Raw genomic sequence first — 21,085 nt, 5'->3', positions numbered from 1 at the left:
CGCCTCTCCACCGTCGAGAGGCCACGTTCGGCCGCCTCTCCACCGTCGAGAGGCCAGCGGTGGCCGCGTCGTGCGACTCGACAGGCCGGGCGTGGCCGGTCCGGGCCATCCGGACCGGTGCCACTCGACCAGCCGGAGGCGGCCACACGTGGCCTCTCGACGGGTTGGGGTGGGCCATACGTGGCCTCTCGACGGTTGAGGGTTTCGGGGACAGGTACGGGGAGCGAGCGGAGGAGGGGGTGACGGGACGTGGCTGACGGCATACTCCCGGGGCTCGTCAAGGGGCTCGCGACGACGGCGCGGTCGCTGACGCGGCACACGCACACCGCCGAGTACCCCGACGTCGCGCCGGCCCTGCCGCCGCGCTCCCGGGGCGTCATCGCGCTGACCGAGGAGAACTGCACCTCGTGCATGCTCTGCGCGCGCGAGTGCCCCGACTGGTGCATCTACATCGACTCCCACAAGGAGGAGCTGCCCCCGACGACCCCGGGCGGCCGCGCTCGCCAGCGCAACGTGCTCGACCGGTTCGCGATCGACTTCTCGCTCTGCATGTACTGCGGCATCTGCATCGAGGTCTGCCCGTTCGACGCGCTGCACTGGAGCCCCGAGTTCGAGTACGCCGAGCTCGACATCCGCGACCTGCTCCACGAGAAGGACCGCCTCGGCGCGTGGATGGCGACCGTGCCCCCGCCGCCGGCGCTCGACCCCGGCAGCGTCGACCCGGCCGAGGTCGCTGCCGCCGCCCGGCCCCCTCGCGGCCCCGCCGGTGGGAGTACGCGTGCAGCCGGCGCCGCTGCCCGCCCGACCCGGGTGCGCCGCCAGCCCGAGACCACCCCGCTCACCGAGCAGGCCGGCCCGCCGCCCGTGGAGCGGACGAAGGTGATGCCCGCCGTGGAGGCTCCGGAGCCGGCCGCCACCGGGACCGTGGCACCACCGTCCGACCCGGAGCAGACGGTGGCGCTCCCGGTCGCCGAGGCTGCCGACGCCGCTGCCGCACAAGGGAACTCGACGCAGGTCCTGCCCACGGTGTCCACCGACGAGGGCGCCGCCGACGAGGCCGACAGGCCGGATGACCCTCGCGGCACGGGCGGTGGCGAGTGACCACTCGCGACATCGTCTTCAGCGCCGTCGGGGCCATCACCGCCCTCTCGGCGCTGCTCTCGGTCACGACGAAGCACGTCGTGCACGCCGCCCTCTGGTTGCTCGTGTCGCTCGGCTCGCTCGCCGGCGCCTACCTCGTCCTGGGACAGGAGCTCGTCGGTCTCGTCCAGCTGCTCGTCTACGTCGGCGCCATCGTCGTGCTCGTGCTCTTCGCCCTGATGCTGACCCGGGCGCCGATCGGCCCGCACGCCGAGATCGACACCCCGTGGTGGCAGCGGGTGGCGGGCGCCCTGCTCGGGGCCGCGACGACCGCTTTGCTCGCATCGCTGCTCCTGCCGTTCTTCTCCGGCGCGACGGCCGACCTCGACCGCCGACCGAGCGCCACGCCGCAGATCGCCGAGGCCGTCTTCGGGACGTGGGTGTGGCCCTTCGAGCTGCTGTCGGTGCTGCTGCTCGTCGCGCTCATCGGCGCCTTCGCCGTGTCGCGCCTGGTCCTGGGCGAGCGCGGCCCCCAGAGCGTCGTCGCCGCCCGGCGAGTGGTCGACGGTGGCAGGCCGGCCGGCGACGCAGGCACTCCCGCAGCGGCTCCGGCGCCGACGGCAGGGGAGCGCGCATGATCCACCTCTCCCTCCCGGCCGCCCTCGCCGCGCTGCTCGCCGGGATCGGCGTCTACGGCGTCCTCGCGCGGCGCAACGCGGTGCTCGTGCTCATCGGCGTCGAGCTGATCCTCAACGCCGCCAACCTGCTGCTCGTCACGGCCGGCACCCGGGCCACGGGCGCCTACGCCGCCGGGCCGGTGCTCACCCTCTTCGTCATCACGATCGCCGCCGCCGAGATCACCGTGGCGCTGGCGATCATCCTGGTCATGTTCCGCCGGGCAGGGCACATCGACCTCACCGCGGTGCCCGACCTCACCGACGACCTCACCGACGACCCCGCAGACGGGCGGCAGCCGGCATCGGCGGGGGAGGGCGCCTCGTGAGCTGGGTCGTGCGACTGGTCGTGGCTCTCCCGGCGCTCGCGGCCCTGGCCGGTCTGCTCACGCGAGGCCGGCGGGTCGTGGCGGCGGGGATCGCCGTCGCCGCCTCGGCCGTCGTCACGGTGCTGGCCTTCGTCGAGTGGGTCGCACCGACGCGCAGCGCCGACATCGCCACCATCGGGCGCCTGCCCCTCGGTGACCTGTCCGTCCCGCTGCACCTGCTCTCCGACCAGCTCTCGGGCCTGACGGCGTTCGTCGTCGCCCTCGTCGTGCTCGCCATCCAGGTCTTCACGACGTGGTACCTCCACGACGACCCCCGCTACTCCCGGTTCGCCGCCACGGTGTCCCTCTTCGCCGCCGGCATGCTGCTCGTGGTCCAGTCGAGCGACCTCGTCCTGACCCTGGTCGGCTGGGAGGTCATGGGCTGGTGCTCGTGGCTGCTCATCGGGCACGACAGCGAGCGCGCGGCGGCGCGCCGGGCCGCTTACAAGGCGTTCCTCGTCACGCGGGTGGCCGACATCGGCATGGTGGTCGGCATCGTCTCCCTCTCGGTGCGGGCCCGCTCGACCGACCTCGTGGCCGTGCTGACGGCGCCGGGCAACCACACCCTGCTGACCGTCGGGCTCGTCGGTGTGGCCATCGGTGTGGCCGGCAAGTCGGGCCTCGTCCCGTTCCACGACTGGCTGCCCGACGCCATGGAGGGCCCCACCCCGGCGTCCGCGCTGATCCACGCCGCCACCATGGTGGCTGCCGGCACGTACGTCATCGCCCGGCTCTTCCCGCTCTATGCAGGGCACGACGGCGCCCGCACGCTGCTCGCGGTCCTCACCGCCGTGACGATGGTCTACGCCGCCCTGCTCGCGCTGGCCCAGACCGACCTCAAGCGGATGCTCGCCTACTCCACCCTGAGCCAGGTCGCGATCATGCTCTCGGCCCTGGCCGCGGCACCGGCCGAGATCGGACCCGACCCCGGCGTCGGGCACCTCATCGCGCACGCGTTCTTCAAGGCGCTGCTCTTCCTCGGCGCCGGCTGGCTCTCGGTCCTCGCCGGGGCGACCGCGCTCGTGGCGCTACGAGGGCGCCTGCGCCCGACCGGTGCGCTGCGCTGGGCGATGGGGATCGGTCTGGCCTCCCTCGCCGGGGTGCCGCCGCTGGTCGGCTTCTTCTCCAAGGACACCGTCGTGGGTGCCGCCATCGACGGCGCCACCAGCGGGGGCGGCCTGCGGGCCTGGCTCGTGGTCCTGGCGCTCTTCGTGACCGTCGTGCTCACCGCCGCCTACTGCACCCGCGCCTGGCTGCTGCTCGACACCCCGGTCACCGCCACCGGCATCGCGCCCCAGACCGGACCGGCCATCGTCGCCGAGGAGGACCTCGCCCTCGTGACCAGCGCCGACAGCGCCGACGACGCCGAGGTCGAGCGCGTCCACGCCCACGGCCACCCCACCATCACGCTGTCCGCGGCGCTCGTCGTCTCGGTCCTCGCCGCCCTGACCGTCGTCGGGGTCCTGCTGCTGCTCAGCCTGCCGGGCGCGGTCCACCTCGGGCTCGTCAGCGCGCTGCTGTCCGTCCTGCTCGTCGTCGGGGCCGCGTATGCCGTGTGGTCCCTCAGCGACCGCGGCCGCGTCGACGTCGCCGAGCGGATACCGGCCGGCGTGCGGGACCCGGCGGTGCGCGGCTTCGGCGCCGACACGGCATACGTGGCCTTCGGTCGGGCGGTGACCGCCCTGGCGCGCCTGGTGGTGGCCCTCGACCGTGACGTCGTCGACGCCTACCCGCGGGCGACGGCCGTCGTCGCGCGCGCCGCCGGCCGTGCCGGGGAGCGCGGCCACCGCGCCGTGCCCTCGCTCTCGGTCCTCGGCCTGCTCGTCGGCGCGGTCGTCGTCGCGATCCTGGGTGTGACCGCATGGCGGTGACCCTCATGCTCCTGCTGCCGCTGCTCGGCGCCATCGCGTGCATCGCGATCCCCGGCGAGTCGCAGGTCGAGCGCGGCATCGCCCACGGCTGCACCCTGGTGACCGCGGTGCTGGCGGTGGTCGTCGTCGCGGACCGGCAGCAGGTCGACGTGCCGTGGATCCGTTCCCTCGGGATCCGGTGGCACTTCGGCGTCGACGGCATCTCGGCTGCGCTCGTGCTGCTCACCGCGGTGCTCGCCGTTGCCGTCGTCGCGCACGCCCTCTCCGGGCCGATCCCCAAGGGAGGCACCGGCTCGACCTTCCTCGGCTGCATACTGCTCGTCGAGACGGGCGCGCTCGCGACGTTCATGGCCCGCGACGCCATCCTCTTCTTCATCGCGTTCGAGGTCGTCCTCGTGCCGATGTGGGTGCTCGTGCGCCGCTTCGGCGACGACCACGTGCCCGACGAGACGCGGGCCGACGCCGCGGGGCGCTTCGTGCTCTTCACCGCGCTCGGGTCGACGCTCATGCTCCTGGGCATCCTGCTGCTCGTGCACGAGCAGGGCACGAGCGACCTCACGCTGCTGGCCGCCCAGCACGGCGCCGGCCTGTCCCGTTCGCTGCAGGTGACGATCGCGGCGCTGCTGCTGCTCGGGCTCGGCATCAAGGTGCCGCTGTGGCCCCTGCACACGTGGCTGCCCTCCGCCCACACGATCGCGCCCACCGCCGGCTCGGTGCTGCTCGCCGCCGTGCTGCTCAAGATGGGCACCTACGGCATCGTCCGGCTCGCCGTCGGCACGGTGCCCCGGGGAGTCGCCGAGCTGAGCCCCCTGCTCGCGGTCCTCGGCGTCGTCGGCATCCTCTGGGGAGGTCTGGCCTGCCTCGTCGAACGCGACCTCAAGCGCCTCATCGCCTACAGCTCGGTGGCGCACATGGGCTTCGTCGCCCTCGCCATCGCCTCGGGCAGCGAGACCGGCCTGCAGGCCGCGCTCTTCGGCAACATCGCGCACGGCGTCGTGTCGGCCCTGCTCTTCTTCGTCGTCGGCGACCTCAAGGAGCAGTGGGGCTCGGCCGACCTGCGGGTGGCCCGGGCCGCGCTGCGCGACAAGGCTCCCCGGTTCGGGCTCGCGCTCGTCGTGGGGCTCGCCGCAGCCCTCGGTCTCCCCGGCCTCGTCAGCTTCTGGGGAGAATTCCTCGCGCTGTACGCCGCCTGGTCGCCCGCGCCCGGCCGTCCCGTCGGGCTCATGCGTGCGTGCGTCGTGCTCGGCGCCGTCGGCCTCGCCCTGGCTGCCGGCTACTCGCTGCGGGTGGCCCGCATCGTCTGGGCGGGGGAGGGCAGCGACGCGGCCGAGGGCGCCGCGGCCGAGCCGGTCGCCGACGCACGCGGCGTGCGCTGGGCCGTCGTGATGACCCTCGTCGTCGTCATCGTCACCCTCGGGGTGCTGCCGCACCTGCTGCTCGGCCTGTCCGACGCCGCGACGACCGGGCTGCTGTCCGGGATGGGGGTGGGCCGGTGAAGGGCCTGACCATCGACTACGTCACGCTGCTGCCTGCGCTCGTGCCGGTCGTCGGCCTCGTCGTGGTGCTCGTCGCCGACCTCGTCGACCCCCGGCTGCGCCGTACGCCGTATGCCGTCGCCGCCCTCGCCGCTCTCGGCTCGGCGGTCGCCACCGTCCCCGGCCTGGCCCTCGGCGGTGGCTCCGCACGGCAGACCTTCTGCCTGGCGGCCCGACCGGCCGCGGCCGGGCGGCCGGCCGGCCCCGGGCTGCAGCAGGTGTGCCTGTGGCAGGCCGACGCCCTCGCCAGCACGCTGCAGCTTGCCGCCGCCCTCTCGGCGCTGGTGTGCATCGCCCTCGCCTGGCCGAGCGCCCGGCGATCCCGTCCGGCCGACAGCACCCGCGAACCGGTGGAGGCGGTGCTGCTCCTCGCCGCACTCGCCGGCACCGTCGTCGTCGCTGCCAGCCGCGATGTCGGCACCTGGCTCATCGCGCTCGAGCTCGCGACGCTGCCGGTCATCGCGCTCGTGGCGCTCTCCGGTCGCCGTTCCGCGGTCGCCGGCGCGACGCAGCTGCTCGTGACCTCTCTCGTGTCGTTCGCCCTGCTCGTGCTCGGCACGGCCCTGTGGTTCACCGCGACGGGCAGCCCGTTCCTGACCCCCGACGCCGCGCTCTCCTCGGGCGGCGCGTTCGCGGCCGCGGGCGCCGGCGCGGGGACGACCCCCGTCGTGGCCGCTTCCGTCGCGAGCGGCCTCGTCGCCCTGGCCACCGTGCTCGTCGTCGCGGGGGTCGGTTTCAAGCTCTCGCTGGTGCCGTTCCACGCGTGGACCCCCACGGCATACTCCGGCTCGTCGGTGCCGATCGCGACGTTCCTGGCCACGGTGTCGAAGGTGGCAGCGCTCGCGGCGCTGCTCGTCGTGCTGCGCGCCGTCGCGGTGCTCGGCACCCCGGCCGTGCTGTCGATCGCGATCCTTGCGGCCCTCAGCATGACGCTCGGCAACGTCATGGCCCTGAGGCAGGACGACGTCGTGCGGCTGCTCGCCTGGTCCACGGTGGCGCAGGCCGGCTGGGTCGTCATGCCGCTCGTCAGCATCTCCGCGCTCGGCGTCGGGGCGAGCGCGACCTACCTGCTCACCTACGTCGTCGCGACGCTGGTGGCCTTCGCCGTCGTGGCGGTCACGCTGCGCGACCAGCCGGGTGACGGGCGGCGCCTCACGGCATACGAAGGCCTCTGGCAGCGCAGCCCGTGGCGGGCGGGGGCGCTCGCCCTGGCGCTCACCTCGCTCGCGGGGCTGCCTCCGGGCGTCATCGGCCTCGTCGGCAAGATCACGGCCCTGCGCCCCGTGATGGCACAGGGGTGGGTGTGGCTCGCCGTCATCGCCGCGGCCAACGCGGTGATCGGCGTGGCCGTCTACCTCCGCTGGTTCCGGGCGGTCATCACGGCGCCCACCGGGGCTGCGCCCGCAACCGGCGTGCCGACACGCGACCCCGCTGCGGCGCTCGCCGCGGCGAGGCGGCGCCCCGGGCTGGTCCTCGGCCTCGTGCTCGCGTCCGCGGTGCTCGTCGTCGTCAGCGTGCAGCCCGACCTGCTGCTGGGCCTGCTCGGCTGACCCCACGAGGCGCCGTCCCGCAAGCGATGACGGAGCGGCTGGGCAGCCGAAGAGCCCCGAGGCGGTGCTTCGGGGCTCTCGCTCCGGCCGGAGCGGCTCGCTGTTGAACCGCCGGCCTGCTCGTGGTGTCAGGCGGTCTGCGGGACCCGGCCCGACTCGGCGGTGCTGACCCGGACGTCCTCCGCGGTCTTCGCGTGGCGCAGGCCCAGGAGGCCGAGGACCAGCAGGAGTGCCCCGGAGGCGAAGGCGGCGATCGCGGCGTAGAGGGCGATGGTGCCCATGGTGCCGAAGGCGTAGGCGTTGAGGAGCAGGCCCCGGAGCGTGTTGCCCATGAAGAGCGTCTGGCGCAGCTGGCCGAGCTGGGCGACCTTGGCCTGGTCGGCGTTCGGGTCCTTCGAGAGCGTCAGGAACTCACCGGAGACGTCCTCGTAGGTCCGGCCCTTCGACGCCGCGTTCATGTGGACGAGGATGTAGCTGTCCGCGAAGGCCTTGGCCTGGTCGCCGGTCGTCATCTTCTGTCCGGCGTACTGCAGGAGCGCGTCCTTCTGCGCCTGCGTCTCGAGCGCCTTGGCACCCGGCATCGTGATGTCCTGCTGGCTCAGCTGCTGCTCGACCTGGTCGGTGATGAAGCTGTGGGCGTAGGTGAGCAGGCCGCCTGCGAGGAGGAGGACCACGGCGACGGTGATGCCGGTCCAGGAGATCAGCTTGTCGAGTGTCTTGCGCATCGTTCGCTTCCTTCGTTCCGGTGGGTTGTCGGGTTCCCCAACACCGTCAAAGTACTACCGGGCGTAGTAGACGAGTTGCGCTTTCAACGAGTCCGCGATGAGGCGTGTGTCACAGATGTCGCGGACGCCCGACCCTGGGGGCACTCCCAGCCGGCTCCCAGCGGGAACACGCGCCCACGACCACTCGTTCAACCGGCATGCACAAGCACTTCAACGGGCTCAAGACCGCCGCCCTCTTCGGCGGCATCTGGGCCCTGCTGCTCGGGCTGGGCGCCCTCGTCGGCGGCGGCCGCTACATCTGGGTGTTCGCGCTCATCGGCGTGGCGACGACCTTCTACGGCTACTGGAACAGCGACAAGCTCGCCATCCGCGCCATGCACGCGTACCCGGTCTCCGAGGCCCAGGCCCCGGCGATGTACCGCATCGTCCGCGAGCTCTCCACGGCCGCGGGCAAGCCGATGCCCCGCCTCTACATCAGCCCCACCGAGGCGCCCAACGCCTTCGCCACCGGGCGCAACCCGCAGAACGCCGCGGTCTGCTGCACCGAGGGCATCCTCGGCCTGCTCGACGAGCGCGAGCTGCGCGGCGTGCTCGGCCACGAGCTCATGCACGTCTACAACCGCGACATCCTCACCAGCTCGGTCGCTGCCGCCATCGCCGGTGTCATCACCTCGATCGGCCAGATGCTGATGTTCACGAGCATGTTCGGCGGCGGCTCCGACGACGACCGCCCCAACCCGCTCGCCCTGCTCGCCATGAGCCTGCTCGCCCCGATGGCGGCCATGATGATCCAGATGGCGATCAGCCGCACCCGCGAGTACGACGCCGACGAGGACGGCGCGAAGCTCACCGGCGACCCGCTCGCCCTCGCCTCGGCGCTGCGCAAGCTCGAGGCCGGCGTCGCCCGGGCCCCGCTCGCACCGTCCCAGGACATCGTCAACGCCAGCCACATGATGATCGCCAGCCCCTTCCGGGCCCAGGACGTCACCCGGTTCCTCTCCACCCACCCCCCGATGGACCAGCGGATCGCGCGCCTCGAGGGCATGGCCGGCGGGCCGCTGCAGCGCTGAGCAGGACGCTCCGACCCGCTCCGGGCGGGCGGTCCTGCAACCCCGACGACGGGGCGGCCGTCCATCTGGCAGGCTCGCTCCCATGCGCAGTCTCACCCTGGCCGAAGCCCGCGAGCGATCCTCGCTGATCACCGTCACGTCGTATGCCGTCACGCTCGACCTCGACCAGGGTCCCGAGGTCTTCGGTTCGCGCACCGTCATCCGGTTCACGAGCGAGACCCCCGGCGCCGGCTCGTGGGTGGACCTCAAGGCGGTCCTCGTGGACAGCGTCGAGCTCAACGGCGAGAGCCTCGACCCCGACGCCGTGTCGGACGGCCGGTTGCACCTGCCCGACCTGGCGGCCGACAACGAGCTCACCGTCGTCGCGACCATGGCCTACAGCCACGACGGCCAGGGTCTGCACCGCGCCACCGACCCGGCCGACGGGCGCGACTACGTCTACGGACACCTCTTCCTCGACGCCGCCCCCAGCGTCTACGCGTGCTTCGACCAGCCCGACCTCAAGGCTCCCTACGACGTCACCGTGCGGGCGCCGGAGGAGTGGACCGTCATCGGCAACGGCGCAGCCACCCGTGGCGACGACGGCACCTGGACGCTGGCCACGACCAAGCCGCTCGCCACCTACTTCGTGACGGTGTGCGCGGGCCCGTACGTCTCCGTGCATGACGAGCACGACGGCATACCCCTGGGCATCCACGCGCGCGCGTCGCTCCGTGAGCCGCTCGAGCGGCACGCCGCCGAGCTCTTCGACGTGACCAGGCGCTCCTTCGACTACTTCCACGGCCTCTTCGGCATCCGCTACCCGTTCGGGGAGTACCACCAGGTGTTCGTGCCGGAGTTCAACGCCGGGGCGATGGAGAACCCAGGGTGCGTCACCTTCCGGGACCAGTACCTCTACCGGGGTGCCGCCACCCGCGACGAGCTGCTCACCCGCGCCAACACGGTCAGCCACGAGATGTCGCACATGTGGTTCGGCGACCTCGTGACGATGAAGTGGTGGGACGACCTCTGGCTCAACGAGTCGTTCGCCGAGTACATGTCGCACCGCTGCCTCGTCGACGCGACCGAGTACACCGACGCCTGGGTCGACTCCTCGATCGTGCGCAAGGTGTGGGGCTACGGCGCCGAGCGCTCGCCCTCGACGCACCCGGTCGCCGGCGTCGAGGCGCTCGACGCGCAGAGCGCGCTGCAGAACTTCGACGGCATCTCGTACGCCAAGGGCGCGGCCGCGCTGCGCCAGCTCATCGCGTACGTCGGGGACGACCGCTTCATCGCGGGGGTCCGTGCGTACCTGACGGACAAGTCCTTCGGCAACGGCACCCTCGCCGACTTCCTCGGCGCGATCGAGGCGGCGAGCGGCAAGGACCTCGAGACCTGGTCGCGCGCCTGGCTGCTGACGGCCGACCGCGACACCCTCTCGGTGGAGCTCGACGAGCAGAACGGCGTGGTGGAGCGTGCCGTGGTGATCCGGGAGTCGCCGGTCGACCGGCCCGCCGACCGGCCGCACGCCTTCGACGTCGCCGGCTGGACCGACGGGCGTGAGCTGGGCCGGGTCTCGGTCACCGTCACCGACCCGATGACGCCGCTGGCCGAGCTCGAGGGCACGCCGGAGCCGGCGGTCCTCGTGCCGAACGCCTCCGACCTCACCTGGGCCCGCGTGCGCCTCTCGGACACCACCGTCGCATCGCTGCCGGCGCAGCTGCCGCAGGTGCCCGACGAGCAGGCGCGCGCCGTCGTGTGGTCCGCGCTCATCGACGGGGTCCACGGGGCGACCGTCTCCCCGGACTCCTTCCTCGACGTCTTCGACACCGCCTGGCCGCACGAGTCCAACTCCTCGATCCTGACCCGGGTGGCCGCCTACGCCGAGCACCGGATCGTGCCGTACTTCGTCCCCCGGGCCGGGCAGGACGCGGCGCTGGCGCGCCTCAACCGTGCCGGGGTCGGGCTGCTCGAGGGAGCGGCCCCCGGCACGACCGAGTCGCTCGCCGCGGCCCGCCTCGTCGCCGGCACCAGTGACGACGAGGCCCTGCTGCGTGCCTGGGCCGACGGTGAGGGACTGCCCTCGGGCCTGGAGGACGACGGCGACTTCCGCTGGATCGTGGTGCGCAACCTCGCCACGCGTGGCCTCATCGGCGCGGCGGAGGTCGACCGGTTCCGCGCCAAGGACGACACCCTGCAGGGCGGTCTCAACGCGCTGATGTGCCGGGCGAGCCTGCCGGACCCCGAGGCCAAGGCATGGGCCTGGCAGCAGCTGACGGGCCGCGAGGGGCGCTCCAACTACGAGATGGTGCACCTGGCCCGAGGCATGTGGGCCGCACCCGACGACGACCTCGTCGTCGACTACGTCCCGCGCTTCTTCACCGACGTGCCGGCGATGTCGGCGTGGGTCGGCGAGGACGCCCTCTCCCGGGTGGTGCTCGTCGCCTTCCCGCGGGTGTTCACCGAGCAGACGGCCACGCTGAGCGCCGAGACCATCGGCCGGGACGACCTCACCCCGGCCGTACGCCGCTCGCTCGTCGACGCCGACGCGGAGCTGCGCGAGGCTCTCACCTCCCTCCAGACGTTCGGCGCCGCGGTCTGAGCGGCGACGCGGTGGTGGGCCGGGTGGAGCTGCCGGACGTGGTCGTGGCGGTGTGCCACGGCCACGCGTCGCTGCTCGACGAGCAGGTGCCGGGGCTGCTGGACGGGCTCTACCTGCACGGGTCGCTCGGGTTCGGCGGTGAGTTCCACGGGGGCAGCGACATCGACTTCGTGGCGGTGACGAGCCGCCGGCCGACGGCGTCCGACGTCGAGGTGCTGCGCGGCGTCCACGCCGAGCTGGCCAGACGGTGGCCAGAGCCGCACTACGACGGCTTCTACGTCACGGCCGCCGACCTGGCGGGCAGCCCCGACGTCGTGCCCGACGTGCCCGGGGTGCTGCACCAGTGGTTCGACGTCGGCACGCACAGCGACGTCAAGCGCATCACCTGGCGTGAGCTGCGCGACCACGGGATCACGGTGCGGGGCACGCCGCTCGACGACCTCGCCGTCTGGAGCGACGACGCCGCCCTGCACGAGGCCACCCGCCAGGACCTGCTGACCTACTGGCGTTCCCAGCTCGAGGCCATGGAGCACCATCCCCGCGAGGCGTCGCTCCCGCAGGCCGCCGAGTGGGGAGCCCTCGGTGCTGCGAGGCTGGTCCACCTGCTCCGCACGGGGCGACCGACGTCGAAGTCGGGCGCCGGACGCTGGGCGCTCGAGGCCTATCCCGCCCACCGCGAGCTCCTCGAGGAGGCGCTGCGCGTGCGTGAGCAGCCCGACGCCCCGACGACGTATGCCGCCGACCCGGGGCGCCGTCGACGTGACCTCGTCGCCTTCATGACCGAGGTCATCGACGACGGCCTCGCGGCCGGTCCGGCCGCGACGTCCGGAGGAGAGCTGCGAACGTGAGTGGCCTCGACGGCATGGACGCAGCGCCCGGTCCGGACGGCTCGCCGGTCGCTGGGTGGGTCATCGAGCTGGGCGACGTCCGCGACCCCGCGTGCGAAGAGCTGCTGCGCGCGTACTACGTCGAGGTGAGCGACCGCTACCACCGGTTGCACGAGGGCCGGGACTCCACGCCCGAGGAGATCGAGACCGGCTACCCGCAGATGCGCAGCGACGACCTCGCGCCGCCGACGGGCGAGTTCCTCGTGGCACGGCGGTCGGACGACCCCACCGTCCTGGGCGGGTGCGTGGGCCTGCGCCGCCTGCGGGACGCGTCGGGGGCGCGGGTGGCCGAGCTGCGCCGGCTCTACGTGCGGCCGGACCTGCGTGGGGCCGGCCTCGGCACCAGCCTGCTGCTCTGCGCTGAGGAGGTGGCGCGCGTCTGGGGTGTCGGTGCGATGCGGCTCGACACCCGGCTCGACCTCGTCGAGGCGCGCTCGCTCTACCTGGCGCAAGGGTGGGTCGAGGTGCCCGCGTTCTCGCACGAGCCCTACGCCGAGGCGTGGTACGCCAAGAGGCTCGACTGACCGGTCGAGGGCCACGCGCCCGACGGCCTCTCCCGACGAGCCGAGACCGGGCGAGTCACCAGGGGCTGGGCTCGTAGTCCTTGACGAAGCAGCCGTAGAGGTCCTCGCCGGCCTCGCCCCGCACGATGGGGTCGTAGACCCGGGCCGCTCCGTCGACGAGGTCGAGTGGGGCGTGCCAGCCCTCGGCCGCGATGCGGAGCTTCTCGTCGTGCGGCCGCTCGTCGGTGATCCAGCCGGTGTCGACGGCCGTCATGAGGATCCGGTCGGTCTCGAACATCTCGCCCGCGCTGGTGCGGGTCATCATGTTGAGCGCCGCCTTGGCCATGTTGGTGTGCGGGTGGCCGGGGCCCTTGTAGCGGCGGGAGAACTGGCCCTCCATGGCCGACACGTTGACGACGTAGGCCCGGCGCGCGCCCGCCGCGACCGCCGCCCGCATCGCCGGGCGCAGGCGCGAGACGAGCAGGAACGGGGCCGTCGAGTTGCACAGCTGCACCTCGAGCAGCTCGAGCGGGTCGACCTCCTCGACCTTCTGCGTCCACGAGTTGGTGCGCTGCAGGTCGGGCAGCAGGCCACCGGCGTCGACGGCGGTGCCGGCCCGGTGGGCCTCGAGGCTGGCGTGGCCGGCTGTCAGGGCCAGCGCGGTCATCGAGGCGGCGGTCTGGGCGGCCAGGGCGTGCTCGACCGACTCGCCGTCGTGGTGCGCGACGGCGTGCTCACGCAGGGCGCCGGCGATGGAGGCGGGGTGCGCCTCGCTGACCCTGTCGAAGGTCACCATCTCGGGCAGGGCGACGCCGTCGGGCAGCGGCGCCGACTCGAGTTCGACGAGCTGGCTGTAGGCGCCGGGGGAGCGGCGCACGGTCTGGGCGGCGTTGTTGACGAGGATGTCGAGGGGGCCTGCGGCGGCCACCTCGTCGGCGAGGGCGATGACCTGGGTGGGGTCGCGCAGGTCGATACCGACCACCTTGAGCCGGTGGATCCAGTCGGCGCTGTCCTCCATGGCCGCGAAGCGGCGCATCGCGTCCTTGGGGAAGCGGGTCGTGATGGTGGTGTGGGCCCCGTCGCGCAGGAGGCGCAGGGCGATGTACATCCCGATCTTGGCGCGGCCTCCGGTGAGCAGCGCCCGCCTGCCGGTCAGGTCGGTGCGCTGGTCACGCTTGGCGTGGCTCTTGCTCGCGCAGGCGGGGCACAGCCAGTGGTAGAACGCGTCGACCAGCGTGTAGTCGTGCTTGCAGATGTAGCAGCCGCGCGGGTTGACGAGCTCGCCGGCGAAGGCGCCGGTCGCGGTGGAGACCAAGGGGATCCCCTTGGTCTCGTCGTCGATCCGCATCGGTGAGCCGGTGGCGGTCGACTCGATGACCTGCCGGTCGGCCTTGCGCTCGGCCCACGTCTTGGCGTTGCGCCGGTCCTTCTTCAGCCGCTTGTACATCAGCGACGCCGCCCGCTTGAGCGTCTCGAAGTCGGGGTCGTCCAGGTCGAGCGAGGGGGCCAGGGCGAGCACGCGCACGGCCGTCGCCACGTCCTCGGGGTCGAGGCGCACGACGGCGGAGGGGTCGAGCTCGGTTTCGGTCAGACTCACCGCGCAAGGGTACGGGCGAGCACCGCCGGCGCCCCAATCGCCGGAGTCCTCCCGGAGACGAGGTATGCCGCCGGGCCGGCGACCGCCCGAGCCACCGGGAGCGTGGTGGCGGGGACGGCCGCGAGCCCGACGGCATACGCGGGGAGGCGGAGGTCAGCTTGCGGGCTTGACGGCGAGGGTCACCGAGACGTCCTTGCGGGCGCCGTCGCGGATGATCGTCAGCGTGGTCTTGTCGCCGGCCTTCATCTCGCGGATCTGGCCGACGAGGGCGATGGCGGAGTCGACGCGCTGGCCGTCGACGGCGATGACGACGTCGCCGTTCTGGAGTCCGGCGTTGGCGGCCGGGGTGCCGCCGCTGACGGACATGACCTGGGCTCCTGCTCGCTTGGCGTTGCCGTCGGTGACCACGGTGTCGCGGGTGCCGACGCCGAGGAAGGCGTGCTGCGCCTTGCCGCTGTCGATCAGCTGCTCGGCGATGGACTTGGCCTCCTTGACGGGGATGGCGAAGCCGATGCCGATGTTGCCGCTCTGGCTGCCGCTGCTCTGGCCGAGCGAGGCGATCGAGCTGTTGATGCCGACGAGTTCGCCCTTGGCGTTGACGAGGGCGCCACCGGAGTTGCCGGGGTTGATCGCGGCCGAGGTCTGGATGGCGTTGGTCACGACCTCGTCACTGGGGGACTGCTGCCCCGAGGGCGACTCGCTGGAGCCGGTGCTGACCGGGCGGTTGAGCGCCGAGACGATGCCGGTGGTCACGGTGCCCGACAGGCCGAGCGGGTTGCCGACCGCCATGACCGGGGCGCCCACCTTGAGCGCGTCGGAGTTGCCGAGGCTGATCGGCACCAGGTCCTTGGGGGCGCCGGTCAGCTTGACCACCGCGAGGTCGGTCGACGGGTCGGTGCCGACGACCGTGGCGGGGTAGGTGCGCCCGTCGCTGAGCGTCACCGTGATCGAGCCGCCGCCCCCGGCGCCCTCGACGACGTGGTTGTTGGTGAGCACGTGGCCCTGGTCGTCGAAGACGACGCCCGACCCGGCGCCGGCTCCCTGCGCGGTGGTGACGTCGATGCTGACGACGCTCGGTGCGACCGCGCCCGCGACGGTGGTCCAGTCGGGGGCGGAGGCGCTGCCCTGGGTGACCGTGGGGGAGGTGTTCTGGTTGCTGTTGGTCGTCGCGGTCGCGGTGGGCGTCGTGGAGGTGGAGCTGCCCGACTCACCCGCGTGGGTGAACGCATACGTCCCACCGCTCGCGAGGACCGCGGCGAGCAGGGCTGCACCGAGCGTCTGGCCCAGGTGGCTGTCGCGCCGGGGCTCGGGGCGCGGCTCCGTGCGGGTCGCCGTGCCGAGGGGCGTCGTCGGCTCCGACGGGGGCTCCGGCGTCGCCGGACGGCTGTAGTAGTCGGCCTGCGGGATCTGCTGGGTCTCGTTCTCAGGTGCCATGGGACTGGCTCCTCCTTGCTCTGGTGTCTTGATTCCATGACACCTACCCAGCATTGGTCGCTGTTGTGGCGTTCCTAAGAATCGGCTGTGCCTTGGGCCGGGGTCCGGCGGGGGCCGGCGAGCCGTTTCCCGGGAGCCACCGGCAGCTCGACGACGAACGTCGCACCCCCACCGGGGGTCTCCCGGACGGTGACCGTCCCGCCGTGCGCCTCGACGATGGCGTGCACGATGGCGAGGCCCAGGCCGTTGCCGCCGCCGCTGCCGCGGCTGCGTGACCGGTCGGCGCGGTAGAAGCGCTCGAAGACGTCCGCCCGCTCCTGAGGGGGTATGCCGTGCCCGTGGTCGCGCACGTGCAGCGCGACGTGCTCGTCGTCGGTGCGGCCGACGAGGATCTCGACCGGCGTGCCGGCGGGGGTGTGGACGCGGGCGTTGGTGACCAGGTTGGTGACGACCTGGCGCAGCTGCTGCTCGTCGGCCTGCAGCTCGGTCGGCTCGATCGGGCCGTGGATGCCGCTCGCCACGATGTGCCGGTCCGGGGCGATGGTCCGGGCGTCCTGCGCCGCGTCGGCCGCGAGGACGGCCAGGTCGACGGGCTGGAGCTCGAGCGGGCGCTCGCCGTCGAGACGCGCCAGCGTCAGCAGGTCCTCGACGAGCCCGCTCATCCGGTGCGCCTCGGACTCGATGCGTCCCATGGCGCCCGTGACCGCCTCACCGGTGGGCAGCGCCCCCTGGCGGTAGAGCTCGGCGTAGCCGCCGACCGCGGCCAGCGGGGTGCGCAGCTCGTGTGAGGCGTCCGCGATGAAGCGCCGCATCTTCGCCTCGTTGGCCTCGCGCACGGCGAAGCTCTGCTCGATGCGCGCGAGCATCGCGTTGAGCGACCGGGACAGCGACGCGACCTCGTCGTCGGAGTCGGGCACGTCGATGCGCTGCGTCAGGTCACCGACGGCGATCTGGGCCGCGGTGTCCTCGATCCGGGTGAGCGGACGGAAGGTGCGGCGCACGAGGAACCAGCCCACCACGCCGGTGACGAGCAGCGTGATGGCCCCGATGCCGGCGGCGTAGAGAAGGAAGGTGTCGACGGTGCGGTCGAGCGGGCCCAGAGGAAGGGCCAGGACGTAGATCTCGGTGCGCGGCTCGTTGAGCTGGGCGATGGCGAGCCACTGTGCGTCACCGTCGGACGAGCCGATCTCGAAGGGAGTGTGCTTCACGACCACGGCGCTGGCGGGCGTCAGCGGCGGCGGCTCGGCCTGGTTGTTCTCCGTCGCAGCCTCGCCGAGCGACCGGCTCCTACCGGTGCGGACGTCGATCACCCGTGTGGTGAAGTTCGTCGGCAGCTGGGGCCGGGCAGCGTGCAGCTCCGTCGGGTCGATCGAGCTGAGGCTCGCGGAGTAGACCTGCAGCTCCTGCTTCGTCTGGTTGAGCAGGTAGACACGCAGCAGGGCGCTGACGACGAGCGAGGTGACGGCGAGCGCGACGGCGATGAGCCCGAGCGTGACCACGAGCAGACGCCAGCGCAGCGGCATGGCCTGCAGGCGGGTCGCCGCAGGCTGCCGACCGGCCCGTCTGGGGTCCGGCTGCACGGTCGGGTCGACCATGCGGTCAGGTCGTGGTCAGCTCAGGGGGCACGCGCAGAACGTAACCCACACCGCGCTTGGTGTGGATGAGCGAGGGCCCGTCGGCGTCGATCTTGCGCCGCAGGTAGGAGATGTAGGACTCGACGATGCCGGACTCGCCGCGGAAGTCGTAGTCCCAGACGTGGTCGAGGATCTGCAGCTTGGACAGCACCCGGTTGGGGTTGAGCAGCAGGTAGCGCAGCAGCTTGAACTCGGTCGGCGACAGGTCGATGACCCGGCCGCCCCGGCGCACCTCGTGCGAGTCCTCGTTGAGCTCGAGGTCGTGGAAGCGCAGCGTCGCGCCGTCGTCGGCCTGGCCGCGGGTGCGGCGCAGCACCGCGCGGATGCGGGCGATGACCTCCTCGAGGCTGAACGGCTTGGTGACGTAGTCGTCGCCGCCCACGGTGAGGCCCTGGATCTTGTCGCCCGTCGCGTCACGCGCGGTCACGAAGACGATGGGCTGCTGGCGGCCGCGGTCGCGCAGCCGGCGGGTCACCTCGAAGCCGTCGACGTCGGGGAGCATGACGTCGAGCACGACGAGGTCGGGCTCGGACTCCTCGGCGAGCGCCAGTGCCGTCGTGCCGTCGCCGGCCGTCTCGACCTCGAAGCCGGCGAAGCGCAGTGACGTCGCGAGGAGCTCGCGGATGTTCGGCTCGTCCTCGACGACGAGCAGACGGGCCTCGGGGGCCGGTGCTGTCTGGGTGTCCACGACGACAGTGTCGGCGCGTTTGCTGGGAGTTGTCTGGGAGTTGGTCGGACCTGTCCTCGGCAGACGGTGCACGCCCCAGCCCGCCCCGGGCCGTGGCCTCAGAGGTCGTCGGCGTCGACGATGCGGTAGGCGTAGCCCTGCTCGGCGAGGAAGCGCTGGCGGTGTGCGGCGAAGTCGGCGTCGACCGTGTCGCGGCTGACGACGGTGTAGAAGTGCGCGGTGCGCCCGTCGCCCTTGGGCCGCAGGACCCGGCCGAGGCGCTGGGCCTCCTCCTGCCGCGACCCGAAGGTGCCGCTGACCTGGATGGCGACGCTGGCCTCGGGCAGGTCGATGGAGAAGTTCGCGACCTTGCTGACGACCAGCGTGGTGAGCTCGCCGGTGCGGAACGCGTCGTAGAGGCGCTGGCGCTCCTTGACCGTGGTCTCGCCGGTGATGACCTCGGCACCGAGCCGCTCGGCCACCTCGTGGAGCTGGTCGAGGTACTGCCCGATGACGAGCGTCGGCTCGCCGGCGTGCTGCTGGGCCAGCTTCTCGACGACGGGCAGCTTGGCGTCCGAGCACGACGCGAGGCGGTAGCGGTCGTCCGGCTCGCTGACGGCATACGCCATGCGCTGGCCGTCGGGAAGGCTGACCCGCACCTCGACGCAGTCGGCGGGAGCGATGTAGCCCTGGGCCTCGATGTCCTTCCACGGCGCGTCGAAGCGCTTGGGGCCGATGAGGCTGAAGACGTCCGCCTCGCGCCCGTCCTCGCGCACGAGGGTGGCGGTCAGGCCGAGGCGGCGGCGGGCCTGCAGGTCCGCGGTCATGCGGAAGATCGGCGCGGGGAGCAGGTGCACCTCGTCGTAGACGACCAGGCCCCAGTCGCGGGCGTCGAGCAGGTCGAGGTGGGCGTAGGCGCCCTTCCGCTTCGTCGTCAGCACCTGGTAGGTCGCGATCGTGACGGGCCGGATCTCCTTGCGGGCCCCGGAGTACTCGCCGATCTCGTCCTCGGTCAGGGTCGTGCGCTTGATGAGCTCGTCCTTCCACTGCCGCGCGCTGACGGTGTTGGTGACGAGGATGAGCGTCGTCGCCTTGGCGGCCGCCATGGCGCCCGCGCCGACGAGCGTCTTGCCCGCGCCGCAGGGGAGCACGACGACCCCGGAGCCGCCGTGCCAGAAGCCGTCGACGGCGTGCTGCTGGTAGGGGCGCAGGTGCCAGCCGTCCTGGTCGAGCTCGATGGGGTGGGCCTCGCCGTCGACGTAGCCCGCGAGGTCCTCCGCGGGCCAGCCGACCTTGAGCAGCTCCTGCTTGAGGGTGCCGCGCTCGCTCGGGTGAACGACGACGGCGAGGTCGTCGATGCGCTCACCGGTCAGCGGCTTGATCTTCTTGTGCCGCAGCACCTCCTCGAGCACCGGGCGGTCCGTCGTGCGCAGCACGAGGCGGGTGCCCTCGGCGGAGTCGGCGAACCCCTCCTTCTCGAGGGTGAGGCGGCCGTAGCGGTCCATCGTGTCGGCCACGTCGACGAGCAGCGCGTTCGGGACGGCATACCGGCTGTGCGTCATGAGGGCGTCGACGACCTGCTCGGCGTCGTGCCCGGCCGCGCGCGCGTTCCACAGGCCGAGCGGGGTGATGCGATAGGTGTGGACGTGCTCGGGGGCGCGCTCGAGCTCGGCGAACGGCGCGATGGCGCGCCGCGCGGCCTCGGCGGTCGGGTGGTCGACCTCGAGGAGGAGGGTCTTGTCGCTCTGGACGATCAGGGGTCCGTCATTCATCGTCTGGTGACAACCCTCCCTGGCCTTCGATGTATTCCGCGGTGCACCCGTGACCACGGAACACATCGCTCCGGGGCCACGTGGGCGTGGTGACAGTATGGGCGCATGCGATCCCCACAGGTCGAGGCGGCGACGGGGCTGCCCGCGAAGGTGACGATCTACGAGGTGGGTCCGCGCGACGGGCTCCAGAACGAGAAGACCGTCGTGCCCGCGGCCACCAAGGTGGAGTTCATCCGGCGCCTGGAGGCTGCGGGGCTCGGCACCATCGAGACGACCTCGTTCGTGCCGGCCAGGTGGGTGCCGCAGATGGGCGACGCCGAGGAGGTGCTCGCTGCCCTCGGACCCGACGGTGTGGGCCGGCGCCGACCCGCGCTCGTGCCCAACGAGCGTGGTCTCGACCGCGCCGAGGAGCTCGGGCTCCGAGCGATCGCGATCTTCGGCTCGGCCACCGAGACGTTCGCCCGGAAGAACCTCAACCGGTCGGTCTCCGAGCAGTACGCCATGTTCGAGCCGGTGGTGAAGCGCGCGCTCGAAGCCGGGATGTGGGTGCGCGCCTACGTCTCCATGTGCTTCGGCGACCCGTGGGAGGGGCCGGTGCCCATCGGACAGGTCGTCGAGACGGCCGAGCGCCTCATGGACCTCGGCTGCCACGAGCTCAGCCTCGGCGACACCATCGGGGTCGGGACCACCGGGCACGTGCACCGCCTGCTCGAGGCGCTCTCGGCTCGGGGCATCGGCACCGACCGGGTCGCCGTGCACTTCCACGACACGTACGGCCAGGCGCTCGCCAACACCATGGCGGCCCTGCGCGACGGGGTCTCCGTCGTCGACGCCTCGGCAGGAGGCCTCGGTGGCTGTCCCTATGCGAAGTCGGCCACCGGCAACCTCGCCACCGAGGACCTCGTGTGGGCGCTGCACGGTGCCGGCGTCGAGACGGGCGTCGACCTCGAGAAACTCGTGGGGACCTCGGTGTGGATGGCGGGTCAGCTGGGCCGTCCCAGCCCCAGCAACGTCGTCCGCGCCCTCGCCGGAGCCTGAGGCGCCGGACGGTCCGACTGGCCGGACCGAACGCCGATTCTGGGCCCCGGAGGCGCCTTTCCGGCGTTCGATCCGGTCGGTCGAACCCGCGGAACCGGA

17 protein-coding genes are annotated in these 21,085 nt (G+C 72.6%); 11 read left to right on the top strand and 6 right to left on the bottom strand.

Translation table 11 applies throughout. From position 1 onward, the window contains the following. The first annotated feature begins 249 nt into the window (after window positions 1-249). From ABD241_RS20380 to ABD241_RS20355, 6 genes are read left to right on the top strand one after another with little or no spacing between them, the layout of a single operon-like run. Window positions 250-1,101 carry a NuoI/complex I 23 kDa subunit family protein gene (locus ABD241_RS20380; protein ID WP_344067292.1) on the top strand — a complete coding sequence of 284 codons (852 nt, stop codon included), beginning with the start codon at window positions 250-252 and terminating at the stop codon, window positions 1,099-1,101. Next, window positions 1,098-1,718: an NADH-quinone oxidoreductase subunit J family protein gene (locus tag ABD241_RS20375; RefSeq protein WP_344067290.1), complete on the top strand. Its 621-nt coding sequence runs from the start codon at window positions 1,098-1,100 to the stop codon at window positions 1,716-1,718. The genes ABD241_RS20380 and ABD241_RS20375 overlap by 4 nt, the downstream gene beginning before the upstream one ends. Next, window positions 1,715-2,083 (top strand): NADH-quinone oxidoreductase subunit NuoK, encoded by a 369-nt coding sequence (gene nuoK, locus ABD241_RS20370; RefSeq protein ID WP_344067288.1) that lies wholly within the window; start codon window positions 1,715-1,717, stop codon window positions 2,081-2,083. The genes ABD241_RS20375 and nuoK overlap by 4 nt, the downstream gene beginning before the upstream one ends. Next, complete coding sequence (locus ABD241_RS20365; RefSeq protein ID WP_344067286.1) at window positions 2,080-3,993, top strand: NADH-quinone oxidoreductase subunit 5 family protein; 1,914 nt, start codon at window positions 2,080-2,082, stop codon at window positions 3,991-3,993. The genes nuoK and ABD241_RS20365 overlap by 4 nt, the downstream gene beginning before the upstream one ends. Next, window positions 3,984-5,489: a complex I subunit 4 family protein gene (locus tag ABD241_RS20360; RefSeq protein ID WP_344067284.1), complete on the top strand. Its 1,506-nt coding sequence runs from the start codon at window positions 3,984-3,986 to the stop codon at window positions 5,487-5,489. The genes ABD241_RS20365 and ABD241_RS20360 overlap by 10 nt, the downstream gene beginning before the upstream one ends. Then, window positions 5,486-7,078 (top strand): NADH-quinone oxidoreductase subunit N, encoded by a 1,593-nt coding sequence (locus ABD241_RS20355; protein ID WP_344067282.1) that lies wholly within the window; start codon window positions 5,486-5,488, stop codon window positions 7,076-7,078. The genes ABD241_RS20360 and ABD241_RS20355 overlap by 4 nt, the downstream gene beginning before the upstream one ends. 128 nt (window positions 7,079-7,206) lie before the next feature. Here ABD241_RS20355 and ABD241_RS20350 read toward each other — a convergent pair whose 3' ends face one another. Beyond that, window positions 7,207-7,803, bottom strand: coding sequence for a hypothetical protein (locus tag ABD241_RS20350; protein ID WP_344067280.1), 597 nt, complete (start codon window positions 7,801-7,803; stop codon window positions 7,207-7,209). 197 nt (window positions 7,804-8,000) lie between these two features. On the opposite strand from ABD241_RS20350, the gene htpX reads away from it, so the two are divergent. The 4 genes from htpX to ABD241_RS20330 all read left to right on the top strand — a co-directional run bounded on the left by htpX (window position 8,001) and on the right by ABD241_RS20330 (window position 12,865). Further along, on the top strand, window positions 8,001-8,873 hold the full coding sequence (htpX, locus tag ABD241_RS20345; RefSeq protein ID WP_344067278.1) for a zinc metalloprotease HtpX: 873 nt from the start codon (window positions 8,001-8,003) through the stop codon (window positions 8,871-8,873). 82 nt (window positions 8,874-8,955) lie between these two features. Continuing rightward, entirely contained in the window at window positions 8,956-11,454 is a 2,499-nt protein-coding gene (pepN, locus tag ABD241_RS20340; RefSeq protein WP_344067276.1) for an aminopeptidase N, read from the top strand. Between the two features lie 23 nt (window positions 11,455-11,477). Further along, entirely contained in the window at window positions 11,478-12,302 is an 825-nt protein-coding gene (locus ABD241_RS20335) for a DUF4111 domain-containing protein (RefSeq protein WP_344067273.1), read from the top strand. Next, window positions 12,299-12,865: a GNAT family N-acetyltransferase gene (locus ABD241_RS20330; protein WP_344067270.1), complete on the top strand. Its 567-nt coding sequence runs from the start codon at window positions 12,299-12,301 to the stop codon at window positions 12,863-12,865. The genes ABD241_RS20335 and ABD241_RS20330 overlap by 4 nt, the downstream gene beginning before the upstream one ends. A 55-nt stretch (window positions 12,866-12,920) precedes the next feature. On the opposite strand, the gene ABD241_RS20325 is transcribed toward ABD241_RS20330, so the two are convergent. The 5 genes from ABD241_RS20325 to ABD241_RS20305 all read right to left on the bottom strand — a co-directional run bounded on the left by ABD241_RS20325 (window position 12,921) and on the right by ABD241_RS20305 (window position 19,948). Then, window positions 12,921-14,441: an SDR family NAD(P)-dependent oxidoreductase gene (locus ABD241_RS20325; protein ID WP_344067267.1), complete on the bottom strand. Its 1,521-nt coding sequence runs from the start codon at window positions 14,439-14,441 to the stop codon at window positions 12,921-12,923. Window positions 14,442-14,594: 153 nt separating this feature from the next. Next, complete coding sequence (locus ABD241_RS20320) at window positions 14,595-15,875, bottom strand: S1C family serine protease (RefSeq protein WP_344067264.1); 1,281 nt, start codon at window positions 15,873-15,875, stop codon at window positions 14,595-14,597. 74 nt (window positions 15,876-15,949) lie between these two features. Further along, a complete protein-coding gene (locus tag ABD241_RS20315) occupies window positions 15,950-17,470 on the bottom strand; it encodes a sensor histidine kinase (protein ID WP_344067261.1) in 1,521 nt (506 codons plus the stop codon). A 4-nt stretch (window positions 17,471-17,474) separates the two neighbouring features. Further along, on the bottom strand, window positions 17,475-18,197 hold the full coding sequence (locus ABD241_RS20310; RefSeq protein WP_142182655.1) for a response regulator: 723 nt from the start codon (window positions 18,195-18,197) through the stop codon (window positions 17,475-17,477). A gap of 98 nt (window positions 18,198-18,295) precedes the next feature. After that, entirely contained in the window at window positions 18,296-19,948 is a 1,653-nt protein-coding gene (locus tag ABD241_RS20305) for a DNA repair helicase XPB (protein WP_344067257.1), read from the bottom strand. Window positions 19,949-20,053: 105 nt separating this feature from the next. Here ABD241_RS20305 and ABD241_RS20300 point away from each other — a divergent pair, with 105 nt between their 5' ends. After that, a complete protein-coding gene (locus ABD241_RS20300; RefSeq protein ID WP_344067254.1) occupies window positions 20,054-20,986 on the top strand; it encodes a hydroxymethylglutaryl-CoA lyase in 933 nt (310 codons plus the stop codon). The last annotated feature ends 99 nt before the right edge of the window (window positions 20,987-21,085 follow it).

The sequence above is a fragment of the Terrabacter lapilli genome, assembly GCF_039531305.1.
Taxonomy (GTDB): Bacteria; Actinomycetota; Actinomycetes; order Actinomycetales; family Dermatophilaceae; genus Terrabacter; species Terrabacter lapilli.
The sequence above is the reverse complement of the archived record's forward strand: the minus strand, read 5'-3'. Positions and strand labels throughout refer to the sequence as shown.